Annotated in this window: 10 protein-coding genes; 6 read left to right on the top strand and 4 right to left on the bottom strand. The window is 48.3% G+C overall.

Annotation, left to right across the window (positions count from 1 at the left end):
• The coding region (locus HMPREF9140_RS10095) for an IS5/IS1182 family transposase (RefSeq protein ID WP_006951129.1) at positions 1-282 on the top strand (282 nt) is incomplete at its 5' end.
• Between the two features lie 738 nt (positions 283-1020).
• Here the strand turns inward: HMPREF9140_RS10095 and HMPREF9140_RS00990 are convergent.
• From HMPREF9140_RS00990 to HMPREF9140_RS01005, 4 genes are all read right to left on the bottom strand, one after another.
• On the bottom strand, positions 1021-2052 hold the full coding sequence (locus HMPREF9140_RS00990) for a SusF/SusE family outer membrane protein (RefSeq protein WP_018572069.1): 1032 nt from the start codon (positions 2050-2052) through the stop codon (positions 1021-1023).
• A 75-nt stretch (positions 2053-2127) separates the two neighbouring features.
• Positions 2128-3321 (bottom strand): SusF/SusE family outer membrane protein, encoded by a 1194-nt coding sequence (locus HMPREF9140_RS00995; RefSeq protein WP_006951132.1) that lies wholly within the window; start codon positions 3319-3321, stop codon positions 2128-2130.
• 74 nt (positions 3322-3395) lie between these two features.
• Entirely contained in the window at positions 3396-5048 is a 1653-nt protein-coding gene (locus HMPREF9140_RS01000; protein WP_006951133.1) for a RagB/SusD family nutrient uptake outer membrane protein, read from the bottom strand.
• A 20-nt stretch (positions 5049-5068) separates the two neighbouring features.
• Positions 5069-8122 carry a SusC/RagA family TonB-linked outer membrane protein gene (locus HMPREF9140_RS01005; RefSeq protein ID WP_025073379.1) on the bottom strand — a complete coding sequence of 1018 codons (3054 nt, stop codon included), beginning with the start codon at positions 8120-8122 and terminating at the stop codon, positions 5069-5071.
• A 595-nt stretch (positions 8123-8717) separates the two neighbouring features.
• Between HMPREF9140_RS01005 and HMPREF9140_RS01010 the strand changes: the two genes are divergently transcribed.
• The 5 genes from HMPREF9140_RS01010 (at position 8718) to pulA (ending at position 18023) form a co-directional block, all read left to right on the top strand.
• Positions 8718-9743 carry a LacI family DNA-binding transcriptional regulator gene (locus HMPREF9140_RS01010; RefSeq protein WP_006951136.1) on the top strand — a complete coding sequence of 342 codons (1026 nt, stop codon included), beginning with the start codon at positions 8718-8720 and terminating at the stop codon, positions 9741-9743.
• Between the two features lie 38 nt (positions 9744-9781).
• Positions 9782-11107: an SLC45 family MFS transporter gene (locus tag HMPREF9140_RS01015; protein ID WP_006951137.1), complete on the top strand. Its 1326-nt coding sequence runs from the start codon at positions 9782-9784 to the stop codon at positions 11105-11107.
• Positions 11108-11124: 17 nt separating this feature from the next.
• Positions 11125-13818, top strand: coding sequence for a 4-alpha-glucanotransferase (locus tag HMPREF9140_RS01020; protein WP_006951138.1), 2694 nt, complete (start codon positions 11125-11127; stop codon positions 13816-13818).
• Between the two features lie 73 nt (positions 13819-13891).
• A complete protein-coding gene (locus HMPREF9140_RS01025) occupies positions 13892-16090 on the top strand; it encodes a glycoside hydrolase family 97 protein (RefSeq protein ID WP_006951139.1) in 2199 nt (732 codons plus the stop codon).
• Positions 16091-16109: 19 nt separating this feature from the next.
• On the top strand, positions 16110-18023 hold the full coding sequence (pulA, locus tag HMPREF9140_RS01030) for a type I pullulanase (RefSeq protein ID WP_006951140.1): 1914 nt from the start codon (positions 16110-16112) through the stop codon (positions 18021-18023).
• Positions 18024-18179 lie beyond the last annotated feature (156 nt).

Genomic DNA, 18179 nt, shown 5'->3' on the forward strand with positions numbered 1-18179 from the left:
AGAACAAAGAAACCCTACAAACGTATGAAACTCAAAAGTCGTATCATGCATAAGAGAACAAGAGGACATGAAATTACCAAAAGGCAGCAGCGTATCAACGTTGCGATAAGTAAGACACGCTACAAAGTAGAACGTACCTTTGGTTCTATGCATAGATGGTTTGGTGCAGGAATAGCAAGATATGTTGGACTTTCAAAAACACATGCGCAGCATATTATGGAATCCATTGCCTACAACTTATACCGAACACCTGGGATTATTGTGTCAAATTCTATCAGATAATATGAAAAAACACTGATAAAAGATTGTTATCTACTCAAAAATAACCTCCAACGGTATCTTTTGATCAAAAATATTTATTCTTCTAAGAGTGTATGGGTGAGAGTTGAGAGGATGGTAGGTTTTGCAGAGGTCTCGATATGGCAGTTTGGGGCGACCTTTTATTCTCTCAAATTGGTGTACGATAGAATTATATGAGAATTGCATGCGTGTATTTTGAGATTTAAATATAAAAAGGAGAATAATATGTGGTTTATTTTATATTTAAATTTTTTATCTGGCAAAACAGTTGTGCGACTATAGAGAAAAGTTTTCTCTCTGGCAAAACAGTTATGCGGCTGTAGAGAAAAGTTTTATTTCTCGTAAAACAGTTGTGCGGCTATAGAGAAAAATTTTATTTCTCGCAAAACAGTTGTGCAGCTATAGAGAAAAGTTTTATTTCTCGCAAAACAGTTGTGCGGCTGTAGAGAAAAATTTTATCTCTCGCAAAATAGTTGTGTGGCTATAGAAATAAATTATAAAACGGTAATAAAATGAGTTTATTTTGTGAATTGTCTATTGAAAAGGGGTTTGGAATTAGGGAGAGGTGGAAAAATAAAACCGGTAAGAACGCTTTGTGAGAGGGAGGTTCTTACCGGGAGTCGTTTGCGGCCTTTACCGCATAGACATGAAAAAACAGGTGTTCATTACGTTCTGTAATTCCTTGATTTATCGGAAATCATAGCGGGGTTTGGGGCGGATTTAATTCTTGATGATTTCTACCTTGTTGTTTGTTTCGTAGCTGAGGTGGAAGCGGATGGTGTAGTTTCCGGCCGCGGCTATGGTGAGGTTTTTACCGTCTTTGTAGGTTATATCGGTGTAATCGGTTCCGCTACTGCGACCGCCCCATGCGATATCCCATGCGTGGTTGGCTCGAATCTTGAACTCGCCTGCGTTCAGGGCGCCGGTGTAATTCCATGTGTTATCGGCGCTGTTGTATGTCAGGTCGAGGTCGGTATCCCAGTTTCCTTGTATGGTTCCTATCAGGCTGAGGGTGTTTATTGCCGTGAGGCTGTATGTTCCGTCGGCTAGGTTGAGGTTGATTCTGTATAATCCGGCTGAGGCTGGTGCTGGGCAGTTTGCGCCTTGGTCGGCAGATATTTTTCCTGGGCCGTCGTATCCGTATGCGTTATCCCAGTTGTCGGCGTTGGGTCGGAATTTGAATTCTCCGTTTAGATAGTACCATCCTTCGTATTTGCCGTCGCCTTCTGGTCCGTAGAGTGGGTGTGGTGTATTCCATCCGGATTCTGCTCCTACTTCATAGAACATGGTCGCGAAGGCGGGTGCTACGAGTGTTATCTGTGCTGTGAATTCGGCGTTTTGGCTATAGCCGAGCCCGTTTCCTAGTTTGTATGCGTTGGTTACTTTTACGGGTACTTGGCGTGTTTCGCCCGATTTTCCGTAGAGCGATTCTATTGCTGCCTTCAGTTCGTCGGCTTTCACTCGTCCTTGTTTGTCGGCATCGATTGTGCGTGTTGCTGTTCCGTTTGCCAGTTGTGCCGTTAGTTTTTGCGACACTATTGTGTCGGTTGTAGTTGTTGTCGGCACGAAAAGTTGCACTGAGTCGGTGGTGACAGTGTTGAAGTCGATTGCCGGTGCGGCTTCTGCGGTGAAGTTTGCGCTGATATTTTTTTCTTCGCCGTTGTGTTGGGGTGTTACCCAGTCTTTATAGTTTTCGCTTCCGCAGCTTACAAGCAGCAGGCTTGCGCTGAGAATCATAAATATCTTTTTCATGTTGTTGTTGTTTTGCTGTTGTTGTGGAAAGGCCGGCGGAAATAGGGGATGATTTCCGCTCGGCTTTTCGTTTGATTATTCTTTTGCGACGAAGCAGAATTGTCCGGTTATGTCGTTGAAGAATACATCGTATTTACCGGCTTTACATGCTCCGTTTCCGGCTGTTGTGTTTGCGGTTCCGTATGGGAAAGATTTTGCTCCCCACCATGTTGAGGCATCGGTGAATTTGAATCCTCCGTCGGCTGGGAAGGTAACGTTCTTCTTCCAGTTGTGATTTTGTGCTCCGGCATAGGTTGAGATTGCTGTCATTGGGTCGGCAGCGGTATTCCATGAGTTGTAGTCGCCAGCTAAGAAAATGTTAGCGTAGACGGTTGGAGTCCCGGTGTAGGCTTCGATTTTTGCCTTTCTGGTTTTGGTGTCTACGGTGATTGTGTAGAATCCTGCTGTGTTTACAACTACGTTACCGTCGGAATTGGTTGCGAATGCGGAGTTGGATGCGATGTCGGTGAAGTCGTTATAGGCTATTTGGGTGTCCCACGAACCAGGAGTGAGAATAAGCTTGAATTGTCCGCCTGCCGGGAAGTAGTCGGTGTAGGATATTTTGCCTTCGCCGGTTACTTTGTCGTAGGTTTCGCCTTCAATCATGTAAAGTGAGACTAGTGACACGCCGACATTGGCTTCCGAGTTGCCCCATGAGCCGTCGCCGATGCAACTTCCAACAAGATACCAGTTGATTGGAGCTGCGTCGCGGAGTTCGACATAATATGGAACGACATCGAAGTTTACAGCGTTAGAGTATATTGTGTCACCCGAATAGATGGCTGCAACTCGAGCATATACTTTCTGTATTGAGGGTACTGCGTTTTGTGCCCATCTTTCAATCTTCTGTAGGCCTTTTGCCAGGTCGCCTGCTGCCATTTTAGCCTTACATGTAGTTGAAATCATTCCCACGCTGACGAAAGTAGGTTTAGTTGCTCCTGATTCGTCGGTCGCAGCTTTGGCTTCTGAGATAGTCCAGTTGTCGGCGGTTGAAACTTGCATCTCATAGTGTGCTGCAGCTGGGAATCCGTAATCGGGTTGCGACCATGAGAGTCCTAAGCTGTCGGTCACTGCGAGATTAACTGTGGTTGACGAGTAGCCGGGTGTGTTGAGCACGAATGTTGTTGGTTTCTTCAGCGTTGGATTGTGGTCCAGGTCGTCGCTGCACGAGGTAGCGAAGAGTGCTGTGAAGCCAATCATTAATCCGGCAAGGACATTTATTTTGTTCATGATGTTTTCTGTTTCTTGAATTGTTTTGATTCGGCGGGAGGGGGTGTTCTACCGCCTTTTGTATGTTCTCTCTTTTAGTTAGCGTAGCCGGCGTTTTGAACGAGGTTTTTGTTCACGTTCATGTCGGAAGTTGGGAGGGCGAACAGGTTCCTATAGGCGTCGAAGTTGCGGCCATTGGCTATTCCGCCTTTCCAATCCCAAACATAGTCTGATGCTCCGCCGAACTTGCCAAATCTGATGAGTGTTGGACGACGTAATCCTTCGAAGAAGAACTCGCGGCTCCACTCGTCGCAGATGTCGTTTAGCGAATAGCCTCTATACGTCGCAGCGTGTGCTCGTGTGCGTAGTTGATTGATGTAGGCCGTACCTTCGGTTGTTGTTGAGCCTCCGTTAGTACGTGCTGTTGCTTCGGCATAGATGAGATAGGCCTCAGCGGCGCGCAGTAGGAAGAAGTCGGTGTCGGGGTATGCGTCGTGGCTTCCGCCGGTTCCGTCGCTCTTTATGTTAGTGAACTTGTAAACACCGAATCCTTTATTGAAGTCGGCTACATCATCCTTGGTAATGATTTTGAGTGTACGGTCAACCCCATCGAATAGAGCACGGTCGTCGCCGGCTGCAGAAATCATGTTGTATGCCCGGACGTTTGGTGCATCGTTGTTCGGGAAGAATTTTGCAAGGAGTTGTGAGCGTGCTCTGACTCCGGCCCAGTGACCGTTTGTACCGTTGATGGCTGATGGGTTGTTGGGGTCGTTGAACATCTTGTCGCCACTTGTTGCGGCTATTAAATAAAGCGTGCAACCGAACGACCATGTGAAGGTTCCGGTTTTATATTGCGAGGATGTTCCCTGAAGGATTGGCAGAATGGCTTCGACAGATGCTCCGCTTTCACCATTGTCGCCCATAAAGAGTTTCTGATAGGCGGGATAATTACCGGTGGGGGTTGTGTAGAGCCTATAGGGCGAGTCGATGACTTTCTTAGCATAGGTTGCGGCCTCGGTATAGTGCGGAGTGCCGGTGTATACCTGCGAGTTGAGGTAGAGACGAGCCAGGAGCATCCATACGGCAGCCTTATCGGCGCGTCCGTAGTTCTTGTTGGTTGATGTCTTGGCTTCGGGTGCGCTCATGAGGGGTTCTATTTCGAGGAGTTCTTTCTCGAGCCATTTCCAAAGGTCGGCGCGCTTAATTTGCTGCGGACTGCCAGATGTAATCTCTGTTCTGAAAGGAACGTTCCCCCAGATGTCCATTAGTTCATAATAGGTCAGAGCACGAACGAATCGAACTTCTGCTGTCATTGTTGCGTCGTAGTTTCCGAATTCCTGTAGGTATTGGTTGCAACAAGTTACGCCGAAATAGAGACGATAGTAGAGTCCGTTGAGCATCGGGTGCGATGCATCGTAGGAGTTGTATATGAAAGGCGCTATTCCTTCGTCGCCCCATCCGCAGATAGCTTCATCGGTTGTGAGCTCGTTTGCGTTGAATATCTGTCGGAGGAATCCTTGTGTTCCGCCGTCTATATCGGAGATATCAGGGTCACTGTCTCCATTTTCATTTCCGGCAAATGCCATGAAAGCATAACATTTGTTGAACAATTGCTCTGGTTTGATTTTGGAAGCGTCGTTCATGTTTGGGTCGATCGGAGTGACGTCCAAATCGCCCACGCACGACGACATTCCCATTGTGAGCACGGTTGCCGCAATGGCAAATATGGATTTTCTTATCTTATTCATATCCTTGTTTCCTTTCGATGTTAGAAGTTCAAGCTCAATCCCAGAATGAATGAGAAGGCACGTGGGAAGGCGTTATTATCAATTCCGTTCTCTACCTCGGGGTCGAGTCCCTTATACTTTGTTATTGTGAATATGTTGGATGCAGTTCCGTAGATGCGTCCGCTGATTCCGTTCCATGAACTGCATCTGAACAGGTCGGAGAAGCTATAGCCGAGTGTGATGTTATCGCACTTGAGATAGCTGGCGTTGTGCACCCAGCGGTCTGAGAGCTTGGCAGGCAATTCATCGGTTTGCCAGTTGTCGGCAATTGCTAGTGGGGTGCGGTTAGACATAAAACCAGACGAGAGCCATACGGCAGCACGACTAACGTTGCTCATGCCTGCTTCAACATTGTTGTATACATAGTTACCGAAGCTGGCACGTAAAGATGCACCAAAGTCCCAATTTTTATATTCGACGCGGGATGCTAACCCCATACGAACAGGGGCTGCGGGGCTCTTGTAGAAGTATTTATCGGCCGGTGTTATTTGTCCGTCGCCGTTGCGGTCGACAACTGCACCGTCAATTGGTCGGCCGTTAGCGTCGTATACTTGCTGGTAAACGTAGAACGAGCTGGCGGCGTGTCCAACGGTGTGAGCTTGTACTTTATTTCCGGTTCCTCCTCCGGCTCCGTCACCTGTTGGAACATAGTAATCTGGGTCACTTCCGCCGCTGAGATCGGTTATTTCATTGTGATTATATGTAAAGTTGTAGTCTAGAGTCCAGTTCCAATCCTTTGCACTTACGGCAAGCCAGTGAATCTGGGCTTCGAAACCGATGTTTTTCATCGAGCCGATATTGCTTGTCACTTTGTTTGCGAAGTTCGAGCCGGCCGGAACGTAGGCGGTGTTCAGCAGATCGGTTGTTTTGCGATAGTACCAATCGAAGCTACCGGTAAGTCGTTGGCGTATTATTCCCCAGTCGAGGCCGATGTTGGTTGTTGTTGTTGTTTCCCATTTGAGGTTGGGATCGTAGGCCACAGGGCGGACCACAGAACCGTCGCCTGTGAGCGGATAGTAGGAGCCGATACCTCGTGAGTTCTTGTAGATGGCGAAATAGTTGTAGTCGCCGATTCCATCTTGCTGACCGGTTTTACCCCATCCGAGACGGAGTTTCAAATCAGATAACCAGTCTACTTTGCTCAGCATCTTCTCATCTTTTAATCGCCATCCGAAAGCTAGTGACGGGAATAGTGCCCAGTGTTCGCGGAAGCGCGATGAGCCATCGTTTCGTACAGTTGCGGTGAGAAGATATCGACCGTCTTTCATTGACCAGTTTGCACGGCCGAAAAACGAAACAAGATAATTCTCGGTTGCATATCTATAGTTTGTTACATTGCGTAGTTGGCCAACCATTGATTGTCCGTTCGAATCAAGTGTAGGGTCGCCGTCTGGATAAATGCCCCAATAGGAGTTCTTCTGTGTGCGCCAGTAGTGTTGCCACTCATATCCGGCCATAATGTCGAAGTGATTCTTATTGCGGTCTTTGAAGTCGTGAAAATATTGTGCGTAGGAGCTGAACTGGAAATTACGTTTTAGGATAGTTTCCCATCCGTAGCTGCCATAGTACACAGCCTGTGGCGAATAGGGCGATATTTGGGTGTCTTGCTGACCGAAAGCTATGTCGGAACCTAGGGTTGCGTGCAGACGAAGGTCTTCGAATCCGTGAACCTGATAGTCGAGGTCGGCACTACCGATGAACTCACGACTGTGTGCAATATCGTTCTTGAGGTCTAGAATAGACACTGGATTGCGGGTTGCGATATTGTTGAATTCATATGGACCCCATGTCGGATTGTTGTAATTGCTGGATGTTTTCCACTGGAAATATCCTCCGAATGCATTGGGCGATGTGTTGTCGTAAACGCTCTGTGTTGGGTCCATATATACAGCTGCACCTACGGCGGCTGCATCGGCATATCGGCTCTTAGCGTAGAGACCTTTGAGATTAAGGTTGATGTTGAGGTGCTTGTTGAGTAGCGACGGACTCAAGTTGAGTGCAGTTGTGAATCGGTCGAAACTCGAGGTCTTCAGTATACCCTGCTGACCTGTATAGCCTCCACTTATTCTATAGGGCAGCCAGTCGCCCACTTGTCCGCCAATGGTTAGGTTATGATCATGACTCACTGCTGTTCTGTAAATCTCTTCTTGCCAGTTGGTGTTAGCCGTTCCGAGTGCTTTATAGGCATCGCTTCCTACGCCATAGAGCTTTGTTATGAACTCGCGATATTGGTCGGCTGAAAGCACATCAATGAGTTTTTTCTTTGTGCTGATGGTTGTACTTCCGTTATAGGAAATTTGGAGTCCTTTACGACCTTTCTTTGTGGTTATGATGATTACTCCGTTCGATCCGCGTGAACCATAGATGGCTGTTGCGGATGCGTCTTTGAGGATGTTGAAACTCTCGATGTCCTGCGGATTCACAATTGAGAGTAGGTTCGACAATCCTTTCACGCCATTGTTGTCGATTGCAACACCATCTATCACGATTAATGGGTCGTTCGATGCGTTAAGCGATGAGCCTCCGCGTATTCGGATGGTTGCTCCTCCTCCTGGTGTTCCGTCTTTCGACACTATGTTCACACCGGCCATTTTACCTTGCATCATGTCCTGTGCATTTACTACGACGCCTTTGTTTTTTGCATCGGGTTTCATTGCTAGAACCGAACCTGTGAGGTCGCTCTTTTTGGCTACACCGTAACCGATGACCACCACTTCATTCATTTGTTGTGCCTGGTCTTCTTTGAGAATAACCACCATACCGTCGACGGCTGCAACTTGTTGCCTGAGATATCCGATGTAGGAAATTGTTAACATTGTTCCCGGTCGAACGTTGACAACGAAATTACCGTCAAGGTCGGTCATCGTGCCGTTCGACGTTCCGTTAACTAATACGGATGCGCCGATAATGGGTTCGCCAGAAGCATCTTTCACCTGACCTTTGACATTTGATTGTGCAAAGGCTCCAATCGACAGAATCATGCCTAGGAATAGGATTAGAATTCTGCCGGAAAACTTGCTTTTTACCTGCTTCATCATTTCTGTTATTAAAATTGTTATCGTTGATTAAAGTTATTATAGAATTTACTTTATGATCTTCTCCTTTTAGGGAGCATTATATAATCAAGCAAGGAGGAGAGTGAAAGAGGTTGTTTGGACCGGTGCAATTTACAAAACAGCATTCTAGGTCTTTGATTGCATTTATACTGTTTACAAAACTGCGTTCAAGATTTTTGGATGCACTTGTGAACGCCTCAACGGCATGCAAAACATAGTTGGGTGTTCCAACCTTATTGCACTTTTGTATAATTAAAGATCCTGGGTTATCCTTTGTCATAACAGAATTACACATTCAATAGTCCTTCTTACTTGAGATTCGGTGGTCGAATCACTAACCGGAAACTTAAATCATCTATTGATTAATATCAATTCTCCGTTCAATCTTCCGCAAAGATAGACGCGCATTAAAGGTTTAATACTTTTTTGAGAGTAAAAGTGCTATTTAATAGGTGCAAACGTTTGCACCTATTAAGCCGGCCTAAAAAGATTGACGTAGGTCAATGTCACCGGTTAAATTCTGTATTTTTGCGACACTTGTAATAATGTGTATCAACAACAATGAGCAGAGCTTATGAATGAGACCCCCAACTTGACAATGAAAGATATTGCTCGTGAGCTTGGAGTTTCGATAGCAACGGTGTCGAGGGCATTGAAAGATAGTCCGCGTATATCGGCCGAGAAACGCGAGGAAATAAAGAAATATGCTCGCGAACACAAATTCTTGCCCAACATGATTGCAAAAACTTTGCGCAGAAGTAAAATTCAGCCACCTAAAATCATAGGAGTTATTGTTCCCGAATTCACCCATTTCTATTTCTCATCTATTCTGGCCGGCATAGAAGAAGAAGCATCGGCCCGTGGATATAGTTTGATGATTGCACAAAGCAACGAGAAATATGAACGTGAGGTGAAAATCTGCAAGTCGTTTCACGAAAACAAGGTTTGTGGTATAATCGTTTCGCAAGCAAAGAACTCAATCAAGCACGACCATTTCCAAAGGCTGATGGACTATGGGCTGCCGCTGGTTTTCTATGATCGCATAAGCACTGGAGTCAATGCAAGTCGAGTAGTGGTTGACGACTATATGGGCACTTTCACGGCCGTGTCGCACCTTGTTGGCACAGGATGTAAACGTATAGCCTACTTCGGAATGCCAATGAATCTTGAAATCGGCAAGAATAGATATAACGGATATAAAGATGCCCTTCTCAAACACGGACTAAAACCGGATGACGATCTGACGTTCATTTGCGACAACAGAGCCGACGCCGAACTCATCACACCCGACCTGATGAACATGTCCAACCCGCCCGATGCCTTCTTCGCCGTTAACGACGAAACCGCAATCGGAATATTATACTCGTGCAAACGAATGGGATTCAGAGTTCCCGAAGATATCTCGATATGCGGATTCACTAATGGCGAACGAGCCGTTTCGTGTGATCCTATGCTCACCACCGTTGAACAACTCGGAACAAGAGTGGGTGAGGAAGCCGCTAACATACTAATAGAAAAGGTGGAGGGAACAATTCCCATCGACAAAGTCGAGAAACGAGTGGTGCGCACAAGGCTCATCATTAGAGGAACCACCCGATAGACACAATATCCAGGATAACAAACAAAACAACTATACAAATGAAAGAAAGACCTGATAAAAGTTTCTGGCAGCTTTGGAATCTAAGCTTCGGATTCTTTGGTGTGCAAATTGCGTATGCCTTACAAAGCGCTAATATCTCGCGCATCTTCGCCACTCTTGGTGCTGATCCGCATAATTTGAGCTACTTCTGGATTCTCCCCCCCCTGATGGGAATTCTTGTTCAGCCGGTAGTTGGAACCCTATCCGATAAAACATGGACGCGTTTCGGAAGGCGAATTCCCTATCTCTTCATAGGTGCAACCGTGGCTGTACTTGTGATGTGTTTGCTTCCAAACTCCGGATCGTTCGGTATGGTGACATCTACGGCTATGGTGTTTGGACTCGTTTCACTCATGTTTCTCGACACAAGCATAAACATGGCTATGCAGCCGTTCAAGATGCTCGTGGGCGATGAAGTAAACGAAAAGCAAAAAGGTTTGGCCTATTCTATCCAGAGCTTCTTGTGTAATGCCGGGTCGCTGGTGGGCTATTTCTTTCCGTTTTTCTTCACATTTCTAGGTATAGCCAACGAAGCACCATCGGGGGTTGTGCCCGATTCGGTGATATATTCCTTCTATATAGGTGCGGCTATACTTATTCTTTGCGTGTTATATACAACTGCCAAGGTGAAGGAGATGCCGCCGAAGGAATATGCCGAATATCATAATCTGAAGGAAACCGCCAATGAGTCAAAAGCCAATTGGATAAAACTTCTGCGTAATGCGCCTTCGACATTCTGGAAGGTTGGATTGGTACAATTCTTCTGTTGGTTTGCATTCATGTATATGTGGACCTACACCAACGGGACCGTGGCTGCTAACTGTTGGAATGTCGATATGCTCGATCCTAATGCAACATCCACAGCAGCCTATCAGGAGGCTGGTAACTGGGTTGGAATCTTGTTCGCCATCCAGGCCATCGGGTCGGTGATTTGGGCAATGGTTCTACCACAGTTCAAGAGCAGGAAGCTAGCCTATAGTCTTTCGCTTATTTTGGGCGGAATCGGATTCGTTATGGCAGCCTTTGTTCACGACCAATACTTGATGTTCGTTCCGTTCATACTCATTGGTTGTGCGTGGGCTGCAATGCTGGCTATGCCGTTTACTTTCGTAACTAATGCTCTCGAAGGTTACGGACACATGGGCGCATATTTAGGTTTGTTTAACGGCACGATATGTATACCGCAAATCATCGCTGCATCTGTAGGAGGAGTGATTCTCGTATTTGTTGGCTCCGTTCAATACCACATGATGATTGTGGCTGGCATATCGCTCATTGTCGGAGCAATCGCCGTGAGCATAATAAAAGATACAAAGCAGAAATAAACAAATAGTAAAAGACAATGAAATTACAATTCAATATAAACTATCAAACTTACTATGGACAGGACTTACTCCTGAACATCGTAACCGGTTTGAATGGCGGAGAGCATAAGTACTCGGCATACAGAATGCATACAGCTGATGGCTATCATTGGCAAGTTGAAATCAATCGCGAAGTCCTTCCAGGAATACAGCTCAACTATTTCTACAGTATTTGGCGAGGCGACGAAGAGGAACGGCGCGAATGGGAAACCGTTGTTCATCATGTGGTGTTCAATGCCGAACGAGCGCAAACCTATCGCGTCTTCGATCATTGGAACGACATCCCCAGGGATGCCTACCTCTACAGCTCGGCCGTGACAGATTGTATCACAGGACGCTCGCTCGACAAGCCATCGCCGAACAGTTTCCGGAAAGGCGTTTGCATAAAGGTGCGCGCTCCGCAACTCGGAAGTAGTAAGAGACTTTTTGTTCTTGGTACTGAGACTATGCTCGGAGCATGGAACCCCGAGAAAGGTCTACCAATGAAACATTATGGCACGAATGAATGGTCTATAGATCTGGATGCTGCTCAACTGACAAATAACCGAGTGGAACTGAAGTTCTTTATAAAAAATGACGAGAATAGCGCTTCTCCTGTTTGGGAATATAGCGATAATCGTATCGTGGAACTTCCACAAATGGACGAAGGCGATGTGGTTGTCTATGAACTTGACGAGGCCTTCTTTCCCATTCCACCCGTGCGCATTGCAGGTTCACTCGTTCCGGTGTTCTCGTTGCGTTCGGAGAGTAGCTTCGGAATCGGTGATTTCGGTGACCTCCGTAAAATGATCGATTGGGTGAGTCTCACTAAGCAGCGTCTGTTGCAAATTCTCCCAATTAACGACACTACCACAACACACACCTGGACGGATTCATATCCTTACAGCTGCATCTCCATTTTTGCCCTGCATCCGCAATATGTAGACCTTAGTGCGTTGCCCAAACTTAACGATAAGAAGCAGCGCGACGCTTTTGAAAAGCTGCGTAAAGAACTTAATGTGTTACCGCAAATAGACTACGAGCAGGTGAACAATGCGAAGAATGAATATCTCCATCTACTGTTCGAGCAAGAGGGCAAGGCCTCTATAGAGAGCCCGGAGTTTAAAACATTCTTCGTAGAAACCGAACATTGGCTTGTGCCCTATGCGCAGTATTGCCATCTGCGCGACAAGAACGGAACGGCCGACTTCTCCAAATGGCCAGACCACAACCGATGGAACGAGGCCGACCGCAAGGCCCTGTCGTCGCCACGAAACAAGGCATATAAGGATGTGGCTTACTACTACTACGTGCAGTTTGTGCTTGCTACTCAACTCAAGGCAGCCCATAGTTATGCGCAATCTAAGAAAGTTATCCTAAAGGGTGATATCCCAATTGGAGTGAACCGCTACGGATGCGATGTGTGGAGTGAACCGCGATATTTCAACCTCAACGGGCAGGCCGGCGCACCGCCCGACGATTTTTCTGTAAACGGACAGAACTGGGGATTCCCAACTTACAACTGGGATGAGATGATTAAGGATAATTGCACCTGGTGGGTTAACCGATTCCGTAACATGGCCAAATATTTCGACGCCTATCGAATAGACCACGTGTTGGGCTTCTTCCGCATTTGGGAGATTCCCGTAAACTCGGTACACGGCTTGCTCGGCCAGTTTGCCCCATCGCTCGGTATGAGTCGCGAAGAAATCGAGGGCTACGGATTGCATTGGCAGGAGGAGCTGTTCACCGAACCATTCATTGCCGACTGGGTTGTTGACAGAATATTCCGCGAGCATGCCGACGAAGTACGAGGAAAATATCTTGAGCACACCTGGGGAGACCGCTATAGAATGCGCTCCGAATACTGTACACAACGCAAGATTGAGGAAGCTTTCACGGGTGAACTCTCCGAAAAAGATATATGGATTCGCGACGGACTCTATTCACTTGTAAGTGACGTGCTTTTCGTGCGCGACCATCGTGACCCGAACCTATTCCACCCACGCATCAGCGTCCAATTTGACTTTATATACGAAAGTCTATACGACAGCGACAAGGCCATATTCAACAAGCTCTACAACGATTATTATTATCGCCGCAATAACCAGTTCTGGTATCAGGAAGCAATGAAAAAGCTACCCAAGCTGGTTAATGCAACTCGGATGCTTGTTTGTGCTGAAGACCTTGGTATGGTACCCGATTGCGTGGCTTGGGTAATGAACGAGCTGCGTATTCTTAGTCTTGAAATTCAGAGCATGCCCAAAGACCCGCACCTGCGTTTCGGTCATCTCGGTACTAATCCGTATTCTAGCGTAAGCACCATATCCACGCACGATATGCCCACCCTACGCCTTTGGTGGGACGAAGATTGGCCCCGCACGCAAGATTATTTCAACAACGTGTTGCACCGCGAAGGCCCCGCCCCGCATCCGCTGCCCGGATGGTTGGCTCGCGATATTGTTAGCAGGCACCTCTCTTCGCCCAGCATGCTATGCGTTCTCAGCATCCAGGATTGGATGAGTATCGACGAAACCCTTCGCCTCGCCCAACCGGATGCCGAACGAATCAATATTCCAGCTAATCCTAAACACTATTGGAGATACCGGATGCACGTATCGCTGGAAGACTTGATGAAGAGGAATGATTTCAACTATGATATTACAGACTTGATTGCACAGTCTGGAAGATAAAAACAAATAGGTAATGGGACACAGAGGATTGTGTCCCACTGCTCGTATATATTAAGGATAAACAAAAACGGACATGAACAGAATAAAATTACTGACACTCACATGGCTCTTCTCTATCACTTCGATGGCTCAAGTGATGGTAGATGAGGGTACGAAGATGTTATATTCTCCCAATGAAAGTGTTTTCTTATGGTTTAGTATCGACGGAGGACGTCCTTGCTATAGCGTGTCCTACAAGCAGCAGCCTGTGGTGAAAAAGTCATATTTAGGATTGGAGCTCGCCAAAGATAAGCACGCCAGTAAGGGGTTGGAGGAAACCGACCTTATGGAGGGCTTCCAGCTTGTAGATACCAAGAAATCGACTTTCGACGAGACATGGCAACCTGTATGGGGAGAGACGCATGAGATACGCAACCACTATAACGAGTTGGCAGTTACGCTGAAACAGCGTGAGACGAACCGTATCATGATTCTCCGCTTCCGTGTCTATGACGACGGCGTGGGCTTTCGCTACGAATTTCCACAGCAACCCGATCTCAATTATTTCATTATAAAGGAGGAGCGCACGCAGTTTGCTATGGCTGGCGACCATACCGCGTGGTGGATTCCCGGCGATTACGACACGCAGGAGCAGGAAACCCAGGAGTCGAAGCTCTCCGAGATTCGATCGCGATTCCACGATGCAGTGAATTGGAGCAACTCGTCGGTAAGCGTATTCTCTGAAACCGGTGTGCAAACATCGCTGCAAATGAAATCGGCCGACAGTCTTTACATCAACATCCACGAGGCCGCCTGCATAGACTACGCCACCATGCACCTCAACCTCGATGATAAAAACATGGTGTTTGAATCGTGGCTCACACCCGACGCAACGGGCCTGAAGGGTTTTATGCAAACGCCGTGTAAGTCGCCCTGGCGCACGGTAATGGTGAGCGACGACGCGCGGCAGATACTCGCCTCGAACCTCATTCTCAACCTCAACGAACCATGTGAAATCAGCAACGTATCGTGGATTAAACCCATTAAATACTGCGGCGTTTGGTGGGAAATGATTGTCGGCAAAAGCACCTGGAACTACACCGACGATTTCCAGTCAGTAGACATCGACCGTCCCCGTTATCGCACCGCCAAACCCAACGGCCGACACGGAGCCAACACCGAGAACGTGAAGCGCTACATAGACTTTGCAGCCGCTAACGGGCTCGACCAAGTGCTTGTTGAGGGCTGGAACATCGGCTGGGAAGATTGGTTCGGCCATTGGAAAGAGAATGTGTTCGACTTCGTTACACCCTATCCCGACTTCGACCTCTTTGGACTTCTCAAATACGCCAAGGAAAAAGGCGTCCGGCTCATGATGCACCACGAAACATCATCGAGCGTAGCCAACTACGAGCGGCGCCTCGATAATGCCTTCATATATATGAAAGCCTGGGGTTACAACGCTGTGAAAACCGGTTATGTGGGCGACATCATTCCCCGTGGCGACCACCACTACTCGCAATCAATGAACCGCCACTATATGCACGTGGTGAAAGAGGCTGCCAAGTATCACATAATGGTTAACGGCCACGAAACCGTTCGCCCCACCGGCCTGTGCCGCACCTATCCCAACCTTATAGGCAACGAATCCGCGCGCGGAACCGAGTACGAAGCCTTCGGCGGCAATCGTCCCGACCACACCGTTATCCTTCCCTTTACCCGATTGCAAGGCGGCCCGATGGACTACACGCCCGGCATACTCGAAACGCAGCTCAACACGTGGAGCGACAACAAGAATCAGGTAAACACAACGCTCGTCGGTCAGCTCGCGCTCTACGTAACCATGTACAGTCCGCTGCAAATGGTGGCCGACCTTCCCGAAAACTACGCCAAATACGCCGACGCCTTCCAGTTCATTCGCGATGTGCCCGTAGATTGGAGCGAGTCGATTTATATCGAAGCCGAGCCCGCTCGATATGTAACCGTAGCCCGACGCGAGAAGGGAGGAATGAACTGGTTCATCGGCGGCAAGTGCAACGAGGATGGGCACACATCTAACATCAAACTCGATTTCCTCTTTCAAGGATACATCTACACATGCACAATATACGCCGATGGCAAAAAGGCACATTACAAAACCAATCCCAAGGCCTACACCATCAGCAAGAAAAAAGTTAAGCGCGGCGACGTACTTAACCTTAAGATGGCTCCTGGTGGAGGATTCGCCATCTCACTCGAAGGACATGAAGACCCCAACGTGAAAGCAGTAGGCGTAGAAGCCAGAGACCGATAGAACACAAATTCCAAGCAACATGAACATAAAACAACTGATGGCAACTGCCACACTCGCGCTAATCATAGCGCACAACGCCATGGCGCAAGAAACGTTCAACGAGGTTTCGTATTCGCCCAAGTCGACAACCTTTAAGCTAAACGCGCCCGAGAAACCCACGCTTCGGTTATACGATGCCGGACTGGGCGGCAAGGCCTACAAAAAGGTGAAGCTCTCTCAGACAGCGCCCAACGTGTGGACGACAACCGTAAAGGGCGACTTGAAAGGCAAATTCTACACCTTCGACATCGGCCGCGGCGAAACACCCGGCACGTTCGCCAAAGCCGTAGGCGTGAACGGCAAAAGAGGAGCAATAATCGACCTTGCCGAAACCAACCCCGCCGGATGGGATTCCGACAAGCGAGTGCCCACCCGAAGCGCGGCCGACTTAGTAATATACGAGCTGCACCACCGCGATTTCTCCATGTCGCCAACCTCTGGCCTCGTGCACAAAGGCAAATACCTTGCTCTAACCGAGCAGAAAGCCATAGACCATCTGCGCGCGCTCGGCATTAATGCCGTGCACATTCTGCCGTCGTTCGACTTCGCCTCCATCGACGAACTTCGCCCCGATAAGCCCCAATACAACTGGGGCTACGACCCGCAGAACTACAACGTGCCCGAGGGCAGCTACAGTTACGACGCCGCCCTGCCCACACGCCGCATAACCGAGTTCAAGCAAATGGTACAAGCACTCCATAAGGCCGGCATTCGCGTCATCTTAGATGTAGTGTACAATCATACCTTCGACATCGACGGCAGCAATTTTCAACGTACATTCCCGAAAGAATACTATCGCTACACCTCTTCGGGCAAACCATCCAATGGCTCCGGATGCGGCAACGAGACAGCTTCAGAACGCACGCTTATGCGCCAGTTCATGCTCGAGTCGATTAAATACTGGGTAGAAGAGTATCACATCGACGGCTTCCGTTTCGACCTGATGGGAATACACGACATAGAAACCATGAACCTTATTCGCAGCGAACTCAATGCCATCGACCCCGGAATATTCGTTTACGGCGAGGGCTGGAGCGCCGGCAAATGCGCCTATCCCGAAGACAAGCTGGCCATGAAAGCCAACACCGCCCAGATACCCGGAATAGCCGCCTTCAGCGATGAGCTGCGCGACGCCATCCGCGGTCCCTTCTCTGACGACACGAAGCCCGCATTCCTGGCCGGCCTTCCGGGAATGGAAGAAAGCGTGAAAGCCGGAATTGCAGGCATGATTGCCCATCCGCAAATAGATTACTCGAAGGTTAACTACACCAAGAAACCATGGGCCGACGAGCCCACGCAGATGATTGCCTACGTGAGTTGCCACGACGATATGTGCCTTGTAGACAGGTTGCGGGCGTCGATTCCCGAAACGCAGTACGACGAGGAAACGCTCATCCGGCTCGACCTGCTCGCCCAAACCGCCGTGTTTACCTCGCAGGGCGTGCCATTCATGCTCTCCGGTGAGGAGATGTTGCGCAACAAAAAAGGCGTGCACAATTCGTACAATTCGCCCGACTCCATCAATGAAATAAACTGGCAGAACCTCAAGGAATATCCACAGGTGTTGAGCTACTATAGTGGTCTCATCAAGCTCCGTAAGCTCCATCCGGCGTTCCGTCTCGGACGGGCCGACCTTGTTCGCAAGCATCTCGAATTCCTGCCCGTTCAAGAGGCGCTCGTTGCCTTCCGATTAAAGGACAACGCCGGGGGCGACAAATGGAAAAATATTTATGTTATTCTTAATGGCAGCACCGAGCTTCGCACCGTCACAATTCCCCGCGGCAAGTACACCATCGTTTGCGCCAACGGAGAGGTAAACGAATCGGGCCTCGGAGAAATGGAGGGTGGCGATGTGATGGTCGATTCGCAATCAGCCCTTATTCTTCACGATTAATCGTTGGATTTGTCTCGTCGCCTTTTGGCGAAACGCTGCCGCCGTTGGATTTAGCTCGTCGCCCTTTGGCGAAGCGCTCCCGCCGTTGGATTCTGCTCTTCGCCCTTTGGCGAAACGTTCCTGCCGTTGGATTCAGCTCGTCGCCCTTTGGCGAAA

Origin of the sequence: Prevotella micans F0438 (genome assembly GCF_000243035.1) — a bacterium.
Classification (GTDB): Bacteria; Bacteroidota; Bacteroidia; order Bacteroidales; family Bacteroidaceae; genus Prevotella; species Prevotella micans.

Excerpts from the sequence above, each read along its gene's own strand:
- HMPREF9140_RS01000 (WP_006951133.1), bottom strand. The coding sequence starts at position 5,048 with ATGAATAAGATAAGAAAATCCATATTTGCCATTGCGGCAACCGTGCTC.
- HMPREF9140_RS01025 (WP_006951139.1), top strand. The coding sequence starts at position 13,892 with ATGAACAGAATAAAATTACTGACACTCACATGGCTCTTCTCTATCACT.
- HMPREF9140_RS00990 (WP_018572069.1), bottom strand. The coding sequence starts at position 2,052 with ATGAAAAAGATATTTATGATTCTCAGCGCAAGCCTGCTGCTTGTAAGC.
- pulA (WP_006951140.1), top strand. The coding sequence starts at position 16,110 with ATGAACATAAAACAACTGATGGCAACTGCCACACTCGCGCTAATCATA.
- HMPREF9140_RS01005 (WP_025073379.1), bottom strand. The coding sequence starts at position 8,122 with ATGAAGCAGGTAAAAAGCAAGTTTTCCGGCAGAATTCTAATCCTATTC.
- HMPREF9140_RS01015 (WP_006951137.1), top strand. The coding sequence starts at position 9,782 with ATGAAAGAAAGACCTGATAAAAGTTTCTGGCAGCTTTGGAATCTAAGC.
- HMPREF9140_RS00995 (WP_006951132.1), bottom strand. The coding sequence starts at position 3,321 with ATGAACAAAATAAATGTCCTTGCCGGATTAATGATTGGCTTCACAGCA.
- HMPREF9140_RS01010 (WP_006951136.1), top strand. The coding sequence starts at position 8,718 with ATGAATGAGACCCCCAACTTGACAATGAAAGATATTGCTCGTGAGCTT.
- HMPREF9140_RS01020 (WP_006951138.1), top strand. The coding sequence starts at position 11,125 with ATGAAATTACAATTCAATATAAACTATCAAACTTACTATGGACAGGAC.